Here is a 16,185-nt window from a genome sequence, read left to right on the forward strand (position 1 = left end):
GTCCGTTCTTCCCCCGCGTTAACTCAGCGTCATCCGCCAATCCCGCGGAGACATTCCGAAGCGGCGGCGGAACGCCTTGCCGAAAGCAGACAGATCGTCGTAGCCGCAGCGCAGAGCGATATCCCCAATGCCGAGCCGGGGCTCGCGTAGCAGCACACGGCCGTGATTGAGTCGGACGGCGCGAATATGTTCCGCGACCGAAAGACCACGCTGTTCGAACAGCCGATAGAGGCTGGCCCGCGAGCAGCCGATCGCCCGCGCGACGGCGTCGGCCGTCAGACCTGCATCGTCGCGCCTCGCCTCGATCAGCCGACAGGCGCTGGCGAAATGGGTTTCGCCAAGGCGCTTTCCTGCGCGTGGGGCGGCGGTGTTGAAGCCCTGGAGGTAAGTGAGGGTGAGGCCGCTGAGCAGCGTCATCGCCGCGGCCGCCTCGGCGGGATTCACGTTCGGGCCATGACGGGCGAGCGCGCCGAGTTGATCCTTGAGCAGCAAGGCGAGCGGTGTGTCGGGCAGGCTGCGCAGCGCGCCGGTCCCGGCGATCGGATCGCTGCCCATCGCGCGATAGACCGCGGCACGCGGCAGCGTGATGTGATAGGCGCGATAGCTGGTTTCGGAGTGGGTCTGCGCGGGCCGATGGCAATCGAGCAGGTGGAGTCCCGAGCCAGGGCCGAGCCATTCGCGTTCGTCCTGTCCGTGGGCGACGCCGAACTGCCCCTCCACGACGGCGCAGAGCTGCATATCGTCGACCCGGCCATCGAAAAAGCGCGACGCGGTGGGCGCGCAGACAAGGTCGGTGAAGGCGATGCCGTCGTCGCCCGCGCAGGTCAGCGCCGCGGCGCCATAGCCGTCATCGCGCGCGGTGTGCCGCATCTCGATGCGCGGAAACAAGGAATGCCAGAAATCGAAGCGTTCGTCGGCCCGCGCAGTTTCGGTCGTCACGCGCATGAAGCGCGTCCCGTGCCAGTGCGAGCGGCTTTCCCCCACTTACCATCCCTTTGGTGCGGAAGGCTAACGTCGTTCGCCGGGCGGGTCAATCGATCGAGAGACGCGCGGCCCAAAGGGTGAGACAGCCCGCCTAACCCATTTGCTTCATGTGATGGCATGGGGTCGTTCCAGGCGCGCCTTGAGGCGAGAGCGCGGACAAGAGGGGGCGATATGACCATCATGGTAACGGCAATCGAGCGGTCGGCCGGGCTGAAGGCCGACACGCGCGCAACCTTGCTTCGCAGATGTGCGGCGAGCGCGCTTGCCGTCGGCTTGCTGGCTGCGCCCTCGATCGCTCAAGCTCAAAGCGGGTTGGAACTGGAAAAGCAACTGGCGGAGGATGCGGCAGGTGCAGCGCGTGACTTGCAGGTGCCCGATATCAGGCCCGAGGATTTCGCCACCTGCAACGGTGAGCTCCTCGTCGTCGGCGACATATGCCCGGCGCCGACGCCAACGCCGACGAGCGTCAGCACCGATCCGGCAGATTGCCGTATCCTGTTGCCCGCTGCGACACCCGCCCCAACACCGACGCCCACGCCGACACCCCCGCCGGGTGGCGGCGGTCCCGGCCCCATCCTCGATTTTGCGCCGAAGCTGTTCGCCGCCAGCTCCGCGACCGTCGATGACTCGCTGGCCTGCGGAACGGGCGCCACCACCGCCACCGCGCTCCGCGCCACCGCGATCGGCACATCGAGCGCCGCCACCGGCAATGACAGCACCGCCATCGGCACAGGCAACACCGCCTCAGGCCAATATAGTTCCGCGGTCGGAACACGCAATTCGGCCAACGGCGACCTGGCTGTTGCGGTCGGATCGAGCAATATGGTCGATGGCGAAGCCAGCTCGTCATTCGGCGTCAACAACAAGGTCACCGTCGAACGCAGCGTCGCGGTGGGGATCAATAATCAGGTCATCGAAGGCAGCTTTATCTCGGGTGCATCCAATGCGTTTGGCAAGGACAACAAGATTACGAGCGGACTGGCCAGTGCGATCGGTTACCAGAACCTCGTGACCGGGGTCGGGGGCTCTGCTGTTGGTTACCGGAACAATGTCCTCAGCGATGGCGGTAGTGCGTTCGGATACCAGAATACGGCAAGCGGCGAAGCCAGCAATGCCTTCGGGCGGCTGAACATAGCGAGCGGAACCTTAAGCAACGCGTTTGGATTTAGTTCGGCGGCATCCGCGTTGAACAGCTCGGCGATGGGCTTTGGGGCTGCTGCGACCGGCGATGGCAGCCTTGCCATCGGCGGCTGGTATGACGACAACCGGAACAACACGCCGATCGACCTGGTTGCCGGTTTCGAGCCCGGGGAAACGACGATTGCGACGGGCGAGTCGGCGGTCGCGGTCGGCAACGGCGTTATCGCGACGGGCCAATATAGCGCCGCATTCGGCGTGGGTGCGGCTGCGATCGCAAAGGGCGCCACGGCGATCGGTTTCGAGGCGGTTGGAGACCGGGACCATGCGGTATCGGTCGGATCGGCCGACACGCCGCGCCAGATCGTCCATGTCGCCAAGGGCACGGAGGGGAATGACGCGGTCAACCTTGACCAGCTGAACACCGTCGCGGAGCGCATCGACCTGTTGCAAATCGGGTCGGACGGCACCCTCGCCACCGCGTCGGGCCAAAACGCCATAGCGCTCGGCAGCGGCGCGGAGTCCTCATCGGGCGACGCCATCGCCATCGGCACCGGCGCGACGGCTCAAAATGGGGCTGCCGTCGCGATCGGCCTCGGCAATGTCGCCTCGGGCAATGGCGCGGTCGCGATCGGCGATCCCAATGTCGCGACCGGCACCGGTGCGGTAGCCCTGGGCATCGATGGCACCGCGACCGGGGTTGGCACGGTTGTGATCGGCAACAGCAATTTCGCCGACGAAGCGGGAGGGGTCGCGATGGGCGACAACAACACCGCCAGTCGCACCGGCGCGGTCGCCCAAGGGAGTTTCAATGGCGCGATCGGCGAGGGGGCGATCGCTTCCGGCTTTAATAACAGTGCCACCGGCATCGGCGCGATTGCGCTTGGCCACAACAGCCACAGCGGCGTCTACACAGGTGCCGATGTGGCGAACGGCGGGGTAGCGATCGGCGATACCGCCATAACCCTAGGTGTCGGCTCGGTCGCTATCGGGCCCCGTGCCGTGACCGATGTGCGGGTCACCTATGGCACCGCCGCGAGCGGGATTGCGAGTATACCCACAATCGAGGCAAGTGCGGATGGCCGTGTCGGCTCGGTCGGCCAACGGAACACCGCCGTCGGTTTCGGCAGCCAGGCCGGCGTGCCGGACTCTTCGCCGAGAGCGGCGGTGCGATCCGATTCGGTGGCGTTCGGCGCCAACAGCCAGGCCAATTCCAACAGAGGCACCGCGCTCGGCGCCAACGCCCAAGCCAATTTCGACGGCTCGGTAGCGCTGGGGCAGGGATCGGTCGCCACTCAGGCGAACACCGTTTCGGTGGGCGCCGCCGGAAGCGAACGGCGGATCGTCAACGTCGCCGACGGAACGCAGGCGGCGGACGCCGTGACCGTGGGCCAGCTTGATGTGGTTCGCGCGGCCGCCGACGCCGCGCTTGCCAATGCTGCAACCGCGCAGAATACCGCCGATACGGCGCTGACCGCGGCGGGCGGTGCGCAGGGCACCGCCGACCAGGCGCTGATGGTGGCTGGCGGCGCCCAGACGATCGCCGACACCGCTATCCAGAACGCCCAGACGGCGCAGGATACCGCCAATACGGCGCTTTCCGACGCGGCAACGGCGCAAGGCACAGCGGATACGGCACTGGCCAATGCAGCAACGGCGCAAGACATCGCCGACAAGGCACGCACCGAGGCGGCGGCGGCGCAGGGTACGGCGGACACCGCGCTCGCCGATGCGGCAACGGCGCAAGGCACGGCGGATATGGCGCTTACCGATGCGGCGGGGGCGCAGAACACCGCCGATCAGGCGCTCGCCAACAGCCGGAGCAATGGCACGGCGGTGGTGATGGCCCAGCAGACCGCCGACACCGCACGCACCGAAGCGCCGTCGGCGCAAACGACCGCCGACCAGGCCATGGCCCGGGTCGATGTTCTGGGATTCGACGGGACGGGCGGTGCTGCGGGCGTGAATGCGATTTCGCTGGGCGCCGGCGCCAGCGCCGGGAGCGACGACGCGATTGCCATCGGCACGGACGCGCAGGCGGTGGACGGCGCGGCCGTGGCCATCGGACTGGGCAATGTCGCCTCGGGCAATGGTGCAGTGGCGATCGGCGATCCCAATCTGGCGACCGGCGCCGGCGCCGTCGCGGTGGGCGCCGACAACAGCGCGACCGGAACGGGCGCGCTCGCCATCGGCAATCTCAATGTCGCTGCGGGCAATGGCGCGATTGCGCTTGGCAACGGCAGCAACGCGACCGGCGACGGCGCCGTGGCGATCGGTGACGGGGCGGTTGCGGAGCGCGGGAACCAGGTGGCGCTCGGCAATTCGGCGAGCAGCTATACGCTCGCCGGGGTCACTTCCTCCGCCAGCAACGCGGTGCAGAGCGGGGCGCTGCATCTGCTGACGACCGATGCTGCGGGCAATATCGGTCGACATCGCGGAACTGGGCGGGCTCGGCGGACGGGTCGACCTGCTCGAACAGCAATCGGCGGCGCTCCATGCGCGGACGGTCGTGCTCGAAGGGCATGCGCGGCAGGCAAACGGCGGGATCGCGACGGCGATGGCGATGGGCGGAACGATGATCGTCCCCGACAGCACCGTCTCCGTCTCGTTCAACCTCGCGACCTATCGCGGCAAACAGGGTTTTTCGGGCGCCGCCGTCGTTCGCCTGACGCCACGTGTCTATGCCAGCGGAGGTATTGCAGGCTCTACCGTCAAGGGATCGACCGGCGGCCGCGTGGGCGTGGCCTTCGGCTTTTGACCGCATCTCTCCGGTTTCGACCCGCACGAGACCGGAGGAATGTTTTGGGTCAATGACGCGCGGTCAACCATCTGTTCGTACGGGGCCAAGATTGGGGGCGCAGGACAATGCCTCGTCGCTGTTGCTGAAAACCCGGAGCCGCCACGCGACGGGTCGGCCGAGCTATGCGCCGCGCTTTCGTCCGTTCACGACGCAAGCAGAGACCTGTCGTCCCGGTCCGATTCAGCCGTTCCGACGGCCTGTCAGCCGTGAGCAAGCTCGAAACCCTCGAAGCGGCCGTCATTGCGCCAGGCCTCCAATATTTCGAAAAACTCGACCGAGCCGCCCTGATAAAAAGCCTGAAGGCCGGTATCGGCGTCGGGGTTGCCGTCATTGTTATAATAGCCGGGTGTGCATTCGATATCATATTGGCGCCGGGCACCGGCCGCCGCGCGCAGTTTTTCCTGCCACATGTCCTCGGCTTGCGGCGTGGCATCGAAGCTGCGGACGCCATGCTCATGGCAATATGTCACCATATGAACGAAATGCCGCGCCAGTTCGCCGAGGCCGTGCGTCACGTTCGATGTCAGCCCCCCTTGCGTCGCGGTCTGCACGAACAGGTTAGGGAAGCCCGCATTGAAATGGCCGAAATAGGTCTTCATCCCGCCCTGCCATTTTTCGGTGAGGCTGATGCCGCCGCGGCCGAATAGATCGAAACCGTTACGCTTCGCCATGTCGGGCGTCTGGAAATCGAAGCCGCTGGCATAGATCAGGCAATCGAGTTCATAGGCTTTGCCGCCAACCCATATTTCATTTTCCGAAATGCGCTCGACGCCCTGGCCGTTGGTGTCGACCAGCGTCACATTGGGTCGGTTGAACGTGTCCAGATATTCGTCGTGGAAGCAGGGGCGCTTGCACATGATGTTGAACCAGGGCTTCAGCGCCTCGGCGGTGGCGGGGTCCTTGACGACGGCGTCGACGCGCGCCCGGACATTGTTCATGAACGCGATATCCGCAACCCGGCGGCGCTCGTCGGCATCGTTGATCCCGGTCAGATCGACCCCGATCTGTCCCAATACTTCGGTCCAGCCATCCTGAACCAAATCCACCGTCGTCGGTCGGCCATTGATGATATGGTCGAAGTTATTCATCCGCTCATGCTGCCAGCCGGGTTTGAGCGCAGCCGCCCATCCGTCATCGGTCGTCCGGTTGTCGCGGACGGGAACGGCAGCGGGGGTCCGCTGGAATACATAAAGCTGTCCAGCGCTGGCGCCGAGATGCGGGATGCATTGCACAGCGGTCGCCCCCGTCCCGATGATGCCGACGCGCTTGTCGGCCAGGCCGGTGAGTTTCCCGGCCGGATCGCCGCCGGTATAGCCATAATCCCAGCGACTGGTGTGAAAGCTATGACCGCGAAACGTCTCGATGCCCGGAATGGCCGGCAGGCGAACGCTTTGCAGGACGCCGGTCGCAACCATGACGAACCTTGCCCGGATACGGTCGCCTTCGCGCGTCGAGATCAGCCAGCGGTGATCCGCCTCGACCCAGTTCAGCCGCTCGACCTGCGTCTGAAGCAGCGCCTTGTCATAGAGGCCGAACTTTTCCGCGATCGAACGCGCATAGTCGAAAATCTCGGGCCCTCGGGCGTATTTCAGCGACGGCGTGTAGCCCATGTCCTCGAGCATCGGCATATAGATATAGGATTCGATGTCGCACGACGCGCCGGGATAGCGGTTCCAATACCAGACACCGCCAAAGTCCCCGGCCTTGTCGATGATGCGAAAGTCGGAAATGCCGCTCTTGATCAGTTCGGCCGCCGCCTGGAGCCCGCCGAAACCTGCGCCGATGATCGCGACTTCGACCTCTTCGGCGACCGCCGCACGATCGAAGCGTCGTTCGACATAGGGATCATCGACATAACGCGCGAGCGCCCCGTCGGGAGAGACATATTGGCCGACATTCGCGGCCGCGAGTCGCTTATCCCGTTCGGCGCGATAGCGGTTCTGAATCGCATCGATGTCGGACTTGTCCGGTGCCGCGTTTCCGCCTGCCTCGATCGTCCCGTTCAAGCCGTTTTCCATGTCTGCACTCCCAAGCGGAGATGCCATTTGGCATCGCTAAAATTTAACAATTGAGTGCATAAATACACTTAGAAAAACATTTGAGTCAAGGTGAGCGACGCGCGACAAAGTGCGCTGCCCTGCGACAGCGACCGTGCCGGTGCTTCGACCGGCGGTTTCATGACACGGAATTGGTGGCTCGCCATCGCGAGCGCAGCGAAGCAATCGCCAGCTACCGGCAAGGCAGTGCGATAGCTGAAGATCGTTTCGTCGCCTGCGGCCCCTCGCAGTGACGGTTCAAAGCAATGTCATCGGCTCTAAATGGGGAACAGCCCGATGCGATAAAGTTCGGCGAGTTCGAGCGGCGCGGCCTCGCGCTCCGCGTCGCTCAATGTCTCGAACCATTTGGGCAACCATTCGAAACCGCCCGGATTGGCCGCGACGATCGCGCGGGCGTTGAGTTTGCGAACGGTCTTTTCCGCCTGCCCTTCGGCATGAAGGCCGAGGAAGATATCCATCAGGAAATCCGTCGAGTTGCCGATTTCCTCGCGCACGGCCGGCGGCAAGGCTTCGACACCGGTCAAGGGGGACAGCGGCGCGCTGCCCTCCATCAGGCTGGCCCGCGCGAAGGCATGATTGGCGGCCATGATCGCCGCGATACGCGGCCCGTCATAATCGCGCGCGGCGCGCGCCACCGCCTCATAATGCCGGAACGACCGGCGATAACATTCGGCGACCAGCGTCTCCTTGTCGCCCAGATTATGATAGATCACCTTCTTGGTGACCCCGACCCGCATCGCGATCTCGTCGAGAGACGTCGCATCGACCCCCTTGAGATTGAACAGCCAGGACGCCGCGCCGAGCAGCGCATCCTGCTTGGCGGCCGCGACCGCGTGCCCGTCGAACAAATTGACTTCGGCATGGTGTGCAAGCGCCACGTCCAGCGGCTTGAAGTCGACCGTCGAGCGGCGGTCGGTGGCGATGCCTTCGGTCAGGATCGCCTTGACGGCGTCGACGAGATCGCCGTGCGTCAGGCTTTCATTGCTCTGCCACTGCTGCGCGATCGGGATCCAGGACACCATTCCAAGGATAGCGGGCGCGACGATGCTGGCCCGGCATTCGCGCAGTTCCCCGCGCGCCGCGCCCGACGCGAGCAGCCCCGCGATGCTCGCCTTGATCGCCTGAAACAGACCGTTGATGATATTGCGCTGCTCCAGGCGGAGGTAAGCGAGATCGCTCAGCGCCGCGAGCTGAGGGGCGTCCTCGGCCAGCAAATTGTCGATGAAGCGCTGCAATTTGGTCATCGCGTCGCCGCCCGCCGCCTCCGCCTCGCTCAGGTGCATCGCCATATGTTCGCACGATCGACGATAGCTTTGGAAAACCAGATCTTCCTGATCTTCGAAATAATAATAAAGCGCCGCGCGCGACACGCCCAGCCGGGCGGCGATCGCGGGCAAGGACGCATTGGACACGCCATGGCTGTTCAACGTCCGCGCCGCCTCTTCCATGACACGGGCCCGTTTCGAACCCCGGCCGCCTCTCGCTTTGGCTTTTTCGCTCGTCATATGTTCCTTCACCATAGGCCAGAGCTAACGTCAATCGCTGCAATGGAACTCATTTGTAAATTTTATTGACTCGCATTTTACATTATGATCTATCCATGCCCTCAAATGAAAAATCCGGAAACGCGGCGATGCGGAGTCCGGTTCACCGGGTGAGGAGATAATATCATGCTGAATTTGCGTCAGAGCCTGCTGTGCGCCGTGGCGGCCATGGCCACCCCCATGCCGGCCTTCGCGCAGGACGCGACGGATGATGGCGACACCGGCCACGGTGAGATCATCGTCACCGCCCAAAAACGGTCGCAGTCGATCCAGCAGGTGCCGATCGCCATTTCGGCGCTCAGTTCCGAATTGCTCGACGAGCGCGGAATTTCGACCGCCGCGGGGTTGCAATTCAGCGTCCCCAGCACCCAGATCGGTAACCTGCTTGGCCAAACCTCGATCACCATCCGCGGGGTCGGTCTCAACCAGGGCGCTCCCGGCGTCGCGATCCATGTCGACGGCGTCTATCAGCCGCGCCCGTCGATGGGTGACCTGTTGCAGATCGACCTCGAGCGGGTCGAGGTGCTGCGCGGGCCGCAGGGAACGTTGTACGGCCGCAACGCCAACGGCGGCGCGGTGAATTTCATCACCAAGGCGCCGACCAACGAATATGAAGGCTATCTGCTCGCCAGCTATGCCAATTATGACGATGCGCGCGTGCAGGGCATGGTCAATGTGCCGTTCAACGACTGGCTGAAGGCGCGGGTCGTGCTCGACTGGAATCGCCGCGGCGATGGTTTCGTTAAAAATGTCATCCCCGGCGGACAGGATCTCGATCGCGGCAAGACCTTCTCGGGCCGTGTCCGCTTCGACATGGAATTGGCCCCCAATTTCGACCTCAGCCTGTCGACCACATTCCTCGATGGATCGGGGCCGACGCAATATTTCGTGCTGCACAACCAGCCGACCGCGCTCATCGTCTCGGTCAATCCCGCGCTGGCCGCGGCGACCTATTCGTTTAAGCCTTTGGAAACCTCGGCCAATGATCCGGTCAACACCGATCGCCGCCTGTCGATGACCGCGGCCACGGCGACCTGGTCGCTGGGCGATGTCACGCTGAAATCGATCAGCGGCTATACGACGCTGCGCGACGATTCCCTCGCGGACGACGACGGCATCAACGTGTCGATCTTCCCCGTGCGCCGCTTCTATGATTCCAAGAGCTTTTCCCAGGAACTCAACGCCGCGCTAAGCCTCGATGCCGTCGATCTGGTGACGGGCCTCTATTATCTGAAGGACAGCTACCAGCATATCCTCGACTATGACTTGCTCGAAGGCGTCGCACCGCTGTCGCCGGCGGGCCTGCCGCCGGGGAGCGATCTCGTGTTCAACGTTCGCGACTATGACACCAGCGTCAAGGCCGCCTTTGCCGACGTCACCGTGCGCCCGGTCGCCAATCTCAGCCTGATCGCCGGAGTTCGCTATTCCGAAGAGCGGCAGAAGCAGGTTCAGGAGAACAGCATTTCGATCGGAAATTTCGCGACGATCCTGACCTGTCCGCTGACGACGAACGAGGCGAAGTTCACATCGACCACGCCACGGTTCGGCGCGCGCTATGAATTCTCGTCCAACGTCAACGCCTATGCCACCTTCTCTAAGGGATATAAGGCGGGCGGCTATAACCTCAATGCGTGCGACAATCGGTTCAATCCCGAAAAGCTCACGGCGTATGAAGGCGGGTTGAAGACCCGGTTGCTCGATCGGACGCTCACGCTCAACCTCTCGGCTTTCTATTATGATTATACCGACCTTCAGATCAGCCAGGTGATCGGGCTCGCCCGCTTCATCAACAACGCCGCGGCCGCGACGATCAAGGGTGCGGAACTGGAGGCCGACTGGCAGCCGGACGACCATTGGTCGATCAACGCCAACGCCACCTATCTCGACGCGCGCTATGATTCCTTCTCGAACACCGACGGACTTGATCCCGCCGCCGGGGTTCAGGTTCTGGACGGTCACCGTCTCAACGAAGCGCCGAAATTCTCGGGGAACCTGGGCGTCGCCTATCGCACCGCGGCGAGCAGTCATGGCCGCTTCACCCTGCGCACTGATGTCAGCTATCGCAGCAAATATTATCTGCGCGAATTCAACGGTCCGCTCGACACCCAGAACGCCTTTGCGCTGATCAACGCCGGACTCATCTGGGACAGCCCCGAAGAGCGTTTCCGCGTCCGCCTGTTCGTCAACAACCTGACCAACAAGGCCTATATCGCGCGAATGGATTCATCCGACAATTTCGGCGCGCGCTTCATTTCGTGGAACACCCCGCGCCAATATGGGATCGAACTGCGTTCCAATTTCTAAAGGGGCACCGCGCCGCCCGGTCAGGGGCGGCGCGGGATATCGTTCCACGGCCTTTGCGAAAGGATTCGCGCGCGGTTCAGGATATGGTGGAATCGGCGTCCGTTGCCTTCAAGGGCATGGGCCTTGTTCGCGCCTGAACTCAGTTTGCTCAATGGACGGAGATACAATATGTCCGAATCCGAAATCGCCGCCTTCAAGTGCGGTTGGATCGAACAGATGGCGGCGATGGCCGGCGGCCCGCCGCCGACCATCGAACAGCAGCGCGCAGCTTTTGACGCCGAACATGGCGCGGTGCCCCCGGCCGAAAATTGCATGATAACGTCGATCGGTCGGGACGGCGTGCGCGGCGAACGCATCGTCCCGACCGGCGCCGACACCGACAAGGCGCTGCTCTATCACCATGGCGGCGGCCATGTCTTTGGTTCGTCGCTAAGCCATCGCCATCTGGTTTCGCGACTGGCGAGCGCGGCGGGGGTTGTCGCCTATAATATGGATTATGCGCTGGCGCCGGAAGCGCCCTATCCAGCTGGGCTCGATGATGCCGTCAACGCCTGGCAATTCGTCATCGATGAGGGGTTCCAGCCTCGCGACATCGTCGTGGGCGGCGAATCCGCTGGCGGCAACCTGACCCTCGCCCTCGTCCTGAAATTACGCGAAATGGGCCGCGCCTTGCCGGGCGGTGCCTATCTGCTCAGTCCCTGGCTGGACCTGACGCAAAGCGGCGATGCATACGATATTCGCGGCCCGCATGACCCCATGGTTTCGCGTGATATCTTGCAGGGAATGGCGGATATGTACTGCGCCCATGCGGTGCCCGAAGACCCGCTTCTTTCGCCGCTCAACGGCGATATGACGGATCTTCCGCCGATGCTGGTCCAGGTCGGAACGGACGAGGTTCTGCTCGGCGATTCCACCCGACTGGCTCATCGCGCAGCCCTGGCCGGCAATGATATGACGCTCCGTATTTGGCCCGAGATGATCCATGCATGGCTGCTGTTCCACCATGTTTTGCCAGTGGCCGGCAACGCCGCCATCGCCGAGGCCGGACAATGGATTTCGGCCCGCCTGAAAGCAGAACGACAGGCATGACCACCTGCCGCAAGCGCTCGCCTATGACAGCATGCCGCCCCCGCAGAGGCCGCGCTGATCCGGGCGCGCGATAACATCGTTGCCGACCCAGTTCACCCGACGGCTCCACCGCGGCAGTGGCCATTTTGAGGCCGAGCGCTCGCCTGCACGCTGGGCCAGGGCAAGGGCGTCGTTCGCGCCGATCGGCGGGCCGTAACCGGCTGGGGCCGGCGAGACGGGCGCGTCGGCGAAAGCCGCGCTCGACATCAGGCTGGCGCAGGCCAGAGCCAATATTCGCAACCAGGTTTTATAGGCATCCGACAAAGGAAGTCCCAGGGCGAATTCGGCACCACAAGCCCCGGAGGGGGCCTCATTGTCCGCTCATATGGTTCCACCCGGACAAGAGCAATTTAGCTCAATCGCTAGCGACGGCTCCCAATTTCGGCAGTCGTCCTTGGTGAAACTTCGAGCGCAGGCGTCCGCCTTTGCCGATCGACGCCAGAAAGCCGACCGTAACCGGCCAGTTTGGACCGAAGAGCGGCCCGGCGATAATACGCCCGCACTCGGTCGTTTATCCTATTTGGACCATTGCTTCAAAACTGCCGTATCGGCGACGAGGTAGCTAGGTTTGCCGAACGACAAGTTGAGTTGGCAGCATTGCGGATCGGGGTCGGCTACCGTCCAGCGTCTGCATCAGTTTCTCGACGAGTAGCGCGCCTGCGACGCCCGTCTGCTGGGCGATGGTGGTGATCGACGGGGTGAAATGCGCTGCCGGTGGGATGTCGTTATAGCCGATGAGTGAATAATCGCGCGGGGTCAGATGACCTTCCCTGCTGAACGCCCCGATCACCGCCATCGCCGCAGTGTCCGAAAAGGCAAAGACCGCATCGGGCCTTTGGACGCATGTCTTCAGATAGGCGTTCGCCTGGTCATGAATCGCCGAAAAGGCCATCGATTCAATCGACAGGACCTCGATCTCAACCGCCTTGTCGGTTCGGGCGGCGGCTTGCAGTCCTTCGAAGCGCAGGCGGATTTCCTCGTGCTGGCGATTGCCGATAAACAGCCAGCGGCGGCGGCCGAGCGACAGGAAGCGGTCGCCCGCGAGGCGGCCGCCAAGATAATTGTCGCTCCCGACCGCGCAATAGCTGCTCGCATCGCTGACCGCGCCCCAAACGACCATCGGGATATTCTTGCGCGCGACCTTCTGCAGCAGGGCATCGCGCGCGCCCTGGCCGAGCACGACGAAGCCGTCCGCGCCGCGCGATTGATAAAGATCGACGAAACCCTCGACCGTGTCGAGCCCCGACGGCGACAGCAGCAGATCGAGGTCGCGGACCGACAGGGCTTCGGAAATGCCGGCGAGGAGTTCGAAAATAAAGGGGTCGCCGATCGCGCCTTGCCGGTGCGATCCGAAATCGAGCACCACCGCGATCGCGTTGGCGCGCTCGCGCCGCAACTTCTGGGCATGGCGGTTGAGCGCGTAGCCCTGTTCGCGGGCCACCGCGAGTACCCGCTCGCGCGTTTCGGCACTGACCAGCGGGCTACCGCTCAGCACCCGCGACACCGTCGGCTTTGAAACTTTTGCAATGCGCGCCACGTCTTCCATCGTCGGCCGGGCTGTGCGCGGCTTCGTGGTCATATCGCTGTTTCGGCCCTCCATTCCGCGTTCATATGACACCGAAAGCCCGCGCGCAATCGCCCATCGCGCCGCCAATGAAACTTTCTATTGAAATGCATTTCATAAAAACTTATCAAATTGCGCGAACGGGCGACACGGCTCGTCAAGGGGAGGATGATCGATGGCAATCACGCGCAAATTTCTGATGTCGCTTTGCTGGGGCGTCGCGCCGCTCGCACTCATGGCCGCGCCGTCGCCGGTTCTGGCGCAGGATGCGCCGCAGACCGATTCGACTGGCGGCGGGCTGGATGAAATCATCGTCACCGCGCGTCGCGTCGACGAGCGCGCGCAGCAGGTGCCGATCGCGATCACGGCGTTCAGCCAGGACAATTTGCGCGAGAAGGGGGTCAATAACGGCACCGATCTTCAGAATTATACGCCGTCGCTGTCGGTGGTCGGCGACGTCGCGCGAAATCAGGAAACCTATTCGATCCGCGGCATGGGCGGCAACGGCGGCCCCGGTACGGGGAGCGGCCCCGGCGTGGTCGGCTATTTCGCCGAAGTGCCGACCAGCGTGAGCGGTCCGGGCAGCTTCTATGATCTCGCCTCGTTGCAGGTTCTGAAGGGGCCGCAGGGCACACTGTTCGGCCGCAACACCACTGGCGGCGCGGTGCTGCTGGAGCCGATGCGGCCCAAAATGGGCGTCGTCGAAGGCTATGCCGATCTGACGCTCGGCAATTACGACCGCCGCAGCGGGCAGGGCGCGCTGAACGTTCCGCTGGTCGATGACGTGCTGGCGATCCGCGTCGCGGGGCAGTTCGACAAGCGCGACGGCTATGTTCGCGACGTCGTCACCGGCCGCGATTATCTCAACCGCAACAATTACAGCCTGCGCTTCGGCTTGCAGTTCAACCCGACCGAGGCGATCCGCAGCTATACCGCCGTCAGCTATGTCGATGTGAAGGAACATGGCGGTGGCAGCATCCTGCTCGCAGTCAATCCTGCGCGTCCCTACGCGGCCTTGCTCCAGCCCTATTTGCTCGAGCAGCAGGCGCGCGGCGTTCGCGAGACGGCGCTCAGCGTTCCCACCCGCGAAATAGCGAAGGCGTTCCTTGCGCTCAACAATACCGAATTCGACCTTTCGGACACGCTGACGCTGAAGAATGTCATCAGCTACGCCCGCACGCGTTCGACGAGCGCGACCGACCGCGATTCGACACCGCTGCCGATCGCCGACCTGCTCGGCGCCTATCCCGGGAGCTATAATAATAACCTCCGCACGATCACCGAGGAATTGCAGCTTCGCTATGACGATGGGACGCTGCGCGTGCAGGCCGGGGGCTTCTTCCTCGACCAGACGACCCCGTCGCCGCTGACCTTCCAGACGGTCAATCCGATGCAGCAGCTTGGCATCCTCGGCGGCGGACCGATCATCCTGCCGCCGGCGCTGCAGGCCGCGCTCGGTGCCGATACGCCACTGCTCCCCGCGCTCAGCCTCCAGCCGACCGCGCACGTCGACGGACGCAGCAAGGCGGTTTATGCGCAGGTGCAATATGAGCTGACCCCCGACCTTACCGCGACCGCCGGCTTCCGCTGGACCTGGGACCGCTTTGGCGGTGACATCCAGGCCTATCAGGATCCGCAAAGCTATCAGGTCTTCAACCAGCTTGCCGCGCTCGGCGTAATCACGCCCGCACAGGCGGCGCAGGTGATTGGCCTCAACGCCAATCTTTGCACCTATGATGCTTTCCAGGCAGTGGCCGCCGGGGGCTTCCCGACACTCTATTATCCCAACTGCACGACGCCGACCTTCAACGGCAAGAGCAACGGGCCGACCTGGCAGGTGGGGCTCGACTGGCAGGTTAACCCTGATACGCTACTGTATGTGGTGTCGCGGCGTGGCTACAAATCGGGCGCGACCAACCCGATCGTGTCGCTATTTCTCGGCCAGGAGCACCCGCTGTTCGCGGTCCGACCCGAACAGGTCACCGACGTCGAGCTTGGCGTGAAGAAGGATTGGGATCTGGGCGGCGATGCCAAGGCGCGCACGAACATCTCAGCCTTCTATACCTGGTACAATGATATTCAGGTCATCCAACGCGCGTCGATCGCGGGTTCCGACATTTTGACCAACGCCGAAAAGGCGCGGGTGATGGGGCTCGAGTTCGAGGGGCAACTCGTCCCTGTACGTGGGCTGACGCTGAGCGCGGTTTATTCGTACAATTCCGCGAAGTATCTGAAATATGACTCGATCGCGATTCCCGCGATCCCGCAGGCGCTGACCGCGGCGCAGCCGAGCCGCGACCTGTCGGGCACGCCTTTCTCTTTCGTTCCGAAACATAAGTTCAGCCTCAACGCGCGCATCGACCTGCCGGCCGTCGAAGGGGTGGGCGAGATGGCGTTTAACGCGAACTGGACCTATCAGTCGAGCCAGCGCGTGACGCCCGAGGCGCAGCCGTTCGACACCATCGCGGGCTACAGCCTCGTCAATCTGCGGCTCGAGTGGAACAATATGTTCGGGGCGCCCATCGACGCGGCGATCTACGGCACCAATATCTTCGACAAGGAATATCGGGTTACCGCCAACCCCGGCTATAATAATTCGGGTTTCATCAACTCGATCTATGGGGAGCCGGGGCAATATGGCGTGCAGCTTCGCTACCGCTTCTGAGC

Annotated in this window: 9 protein-coding genes; 4 read left to right on the forward strand and 5 right to left on the reverse strand. The window is 63.5% G+C overall.

Translation table 11 applies throughout. The features are described 5' to 3' along the window. Positions 1-18: 18 nt before the first annotated feature. Positions 19-984 carry a helix-turn-helix domain-containing protein gene (locus CVO77_RS19255; protein ID WP_146130912.1) on the reverse strand — a complete coding sequence of 322 codons (966 nt, stop codon included), beginning with the start codon at positions 982-984 and terminating at the stop codon, positions 19-21. 171 nt (positions 985-1,155) lie between these two features. Between CVO77_RS19255 and CVO77_RS21360 the strand changes: the two genes are divergently transcribed. Continuing rightward, positions 1,156-4,935, forward strand: coding sequence for a hypothetical protein (locus CVO77_RS21360; protein WP_158258136.1), 3,780 nt, complete (start codon positions 1,156-1,158; stop codon positions 4,933-4,935). Between the two features lie 186 nt (positions 4,936-5,121). Here CVO77_RS21360 and CVO77_RS19295 read toward each other — a convergent pair whose 3' ends face one another. Beyond that, a complete protein-coding gene (locus CVO77_RS19295) occupies positions 5,122-6,939 on the reverse strand; it encodes a flavin-containing monooxygenase (RefSeq protein WP_106000466.1) in 1,818 nt (605 codons plus the stop codon). Between the two features lie 296 nt (positions 6,940-7,235). Continuing rightward, positions 7,236-8,483, reverse strand: a complete 1,248-nt coding sequence (locus CVO77_RS19300) for a TetR/AcrR family transcriptional regulator (RefSeq protein WP_158258137.1) — start codon at positions 8,481-8,483, stop codon at positions 7,236-7,238. Between the two features lie 165 nt (positions 8,484-8,648). Here CVO77_RS19300 and CVO77_RS19305 point away from each other — a divergent pair, with 165 nt between their 5' ends. After that, positions 8,649-10,826 (forward strand): TonB-dependent receptor, encoded by a 2,178-nt coding sequence (locus CVO77_RS19305; protein WP_106000468.1) that lies wholly within the window; start codon positions 8,649-8,651, stop codon positions 10,824-10,826. 123 nt (positions 10,827-10,949) lie between these two features. Then, entirely contained in the window at positions 10,950-11,915 is a 966-nt protein-coding gene (locus CVO77_RS19310) for an alpha/beta hydrolase (RefSeq protein WP_158258138.1), read from the forward strand. A 21-nt stretch (positions 11,916-11,936) separates the two neighbouring features. On the opposite strand, the gene CVO77_RS19315 is transcribed toward CVO77_RS19310, so the two are convergent. Together CVO77_RS19315 and CVO77_RS19320 are read right to left on the reverse strand one after the other, a co-directional pair. Continuing rightward, positions 11,937-12,218: a hypothetical protein gene (locus CVO77_RS19315; RefSeq protein ID WP_146130913.1), complete on the reverse strand. Its 282-nt coding sequence runs from the start codon at positions 12,216-12,218 to the stop codon at positions 11,937-11,939. A gap of 298 nt (positions 12,219-12,516) precedes the next feature. After that, a complete protein-coding gene (locus CVO77_RS19320; protein ID WP_192878847.1) occupies positions 12,517-13,533 on the reverse strand; it encodes a LacI family DNA-binding transcriptional regulator in 1,017 nt (338 codons plus the stop codon). Positions 13,534-13,693: 160 nt separating this feature from the next. Here CVO77_RS19320 and CVO77_RS19325 point away from each other — a divergent pair, with 160 nt between their 5' ends. After that, a complete protein-coding gene (locus CVO77_RS19325) occupies positions 13,694-16,183 on the forward strand; it encodes a TonB-dependent receptor (RefSeq protein WP_106000471.1) in 2,490 nt (829 codons plus the stop codon). Positions 16,184-16,185: the final 2 nt, after the last annotated feature.

Origin of the sequence: Sphingopyxis lindanitolerans, from assembly GCF_002993885.1 — a bacterium.
GTDB classification, from domain to species: domain Bacteria; phylum Pseudomonadota; class Alphaproteobacteria; order Sphingomonadales; family Sphingomonadaceae; genus Sphingopyxis; species Sphingopyxis lindanitolerans.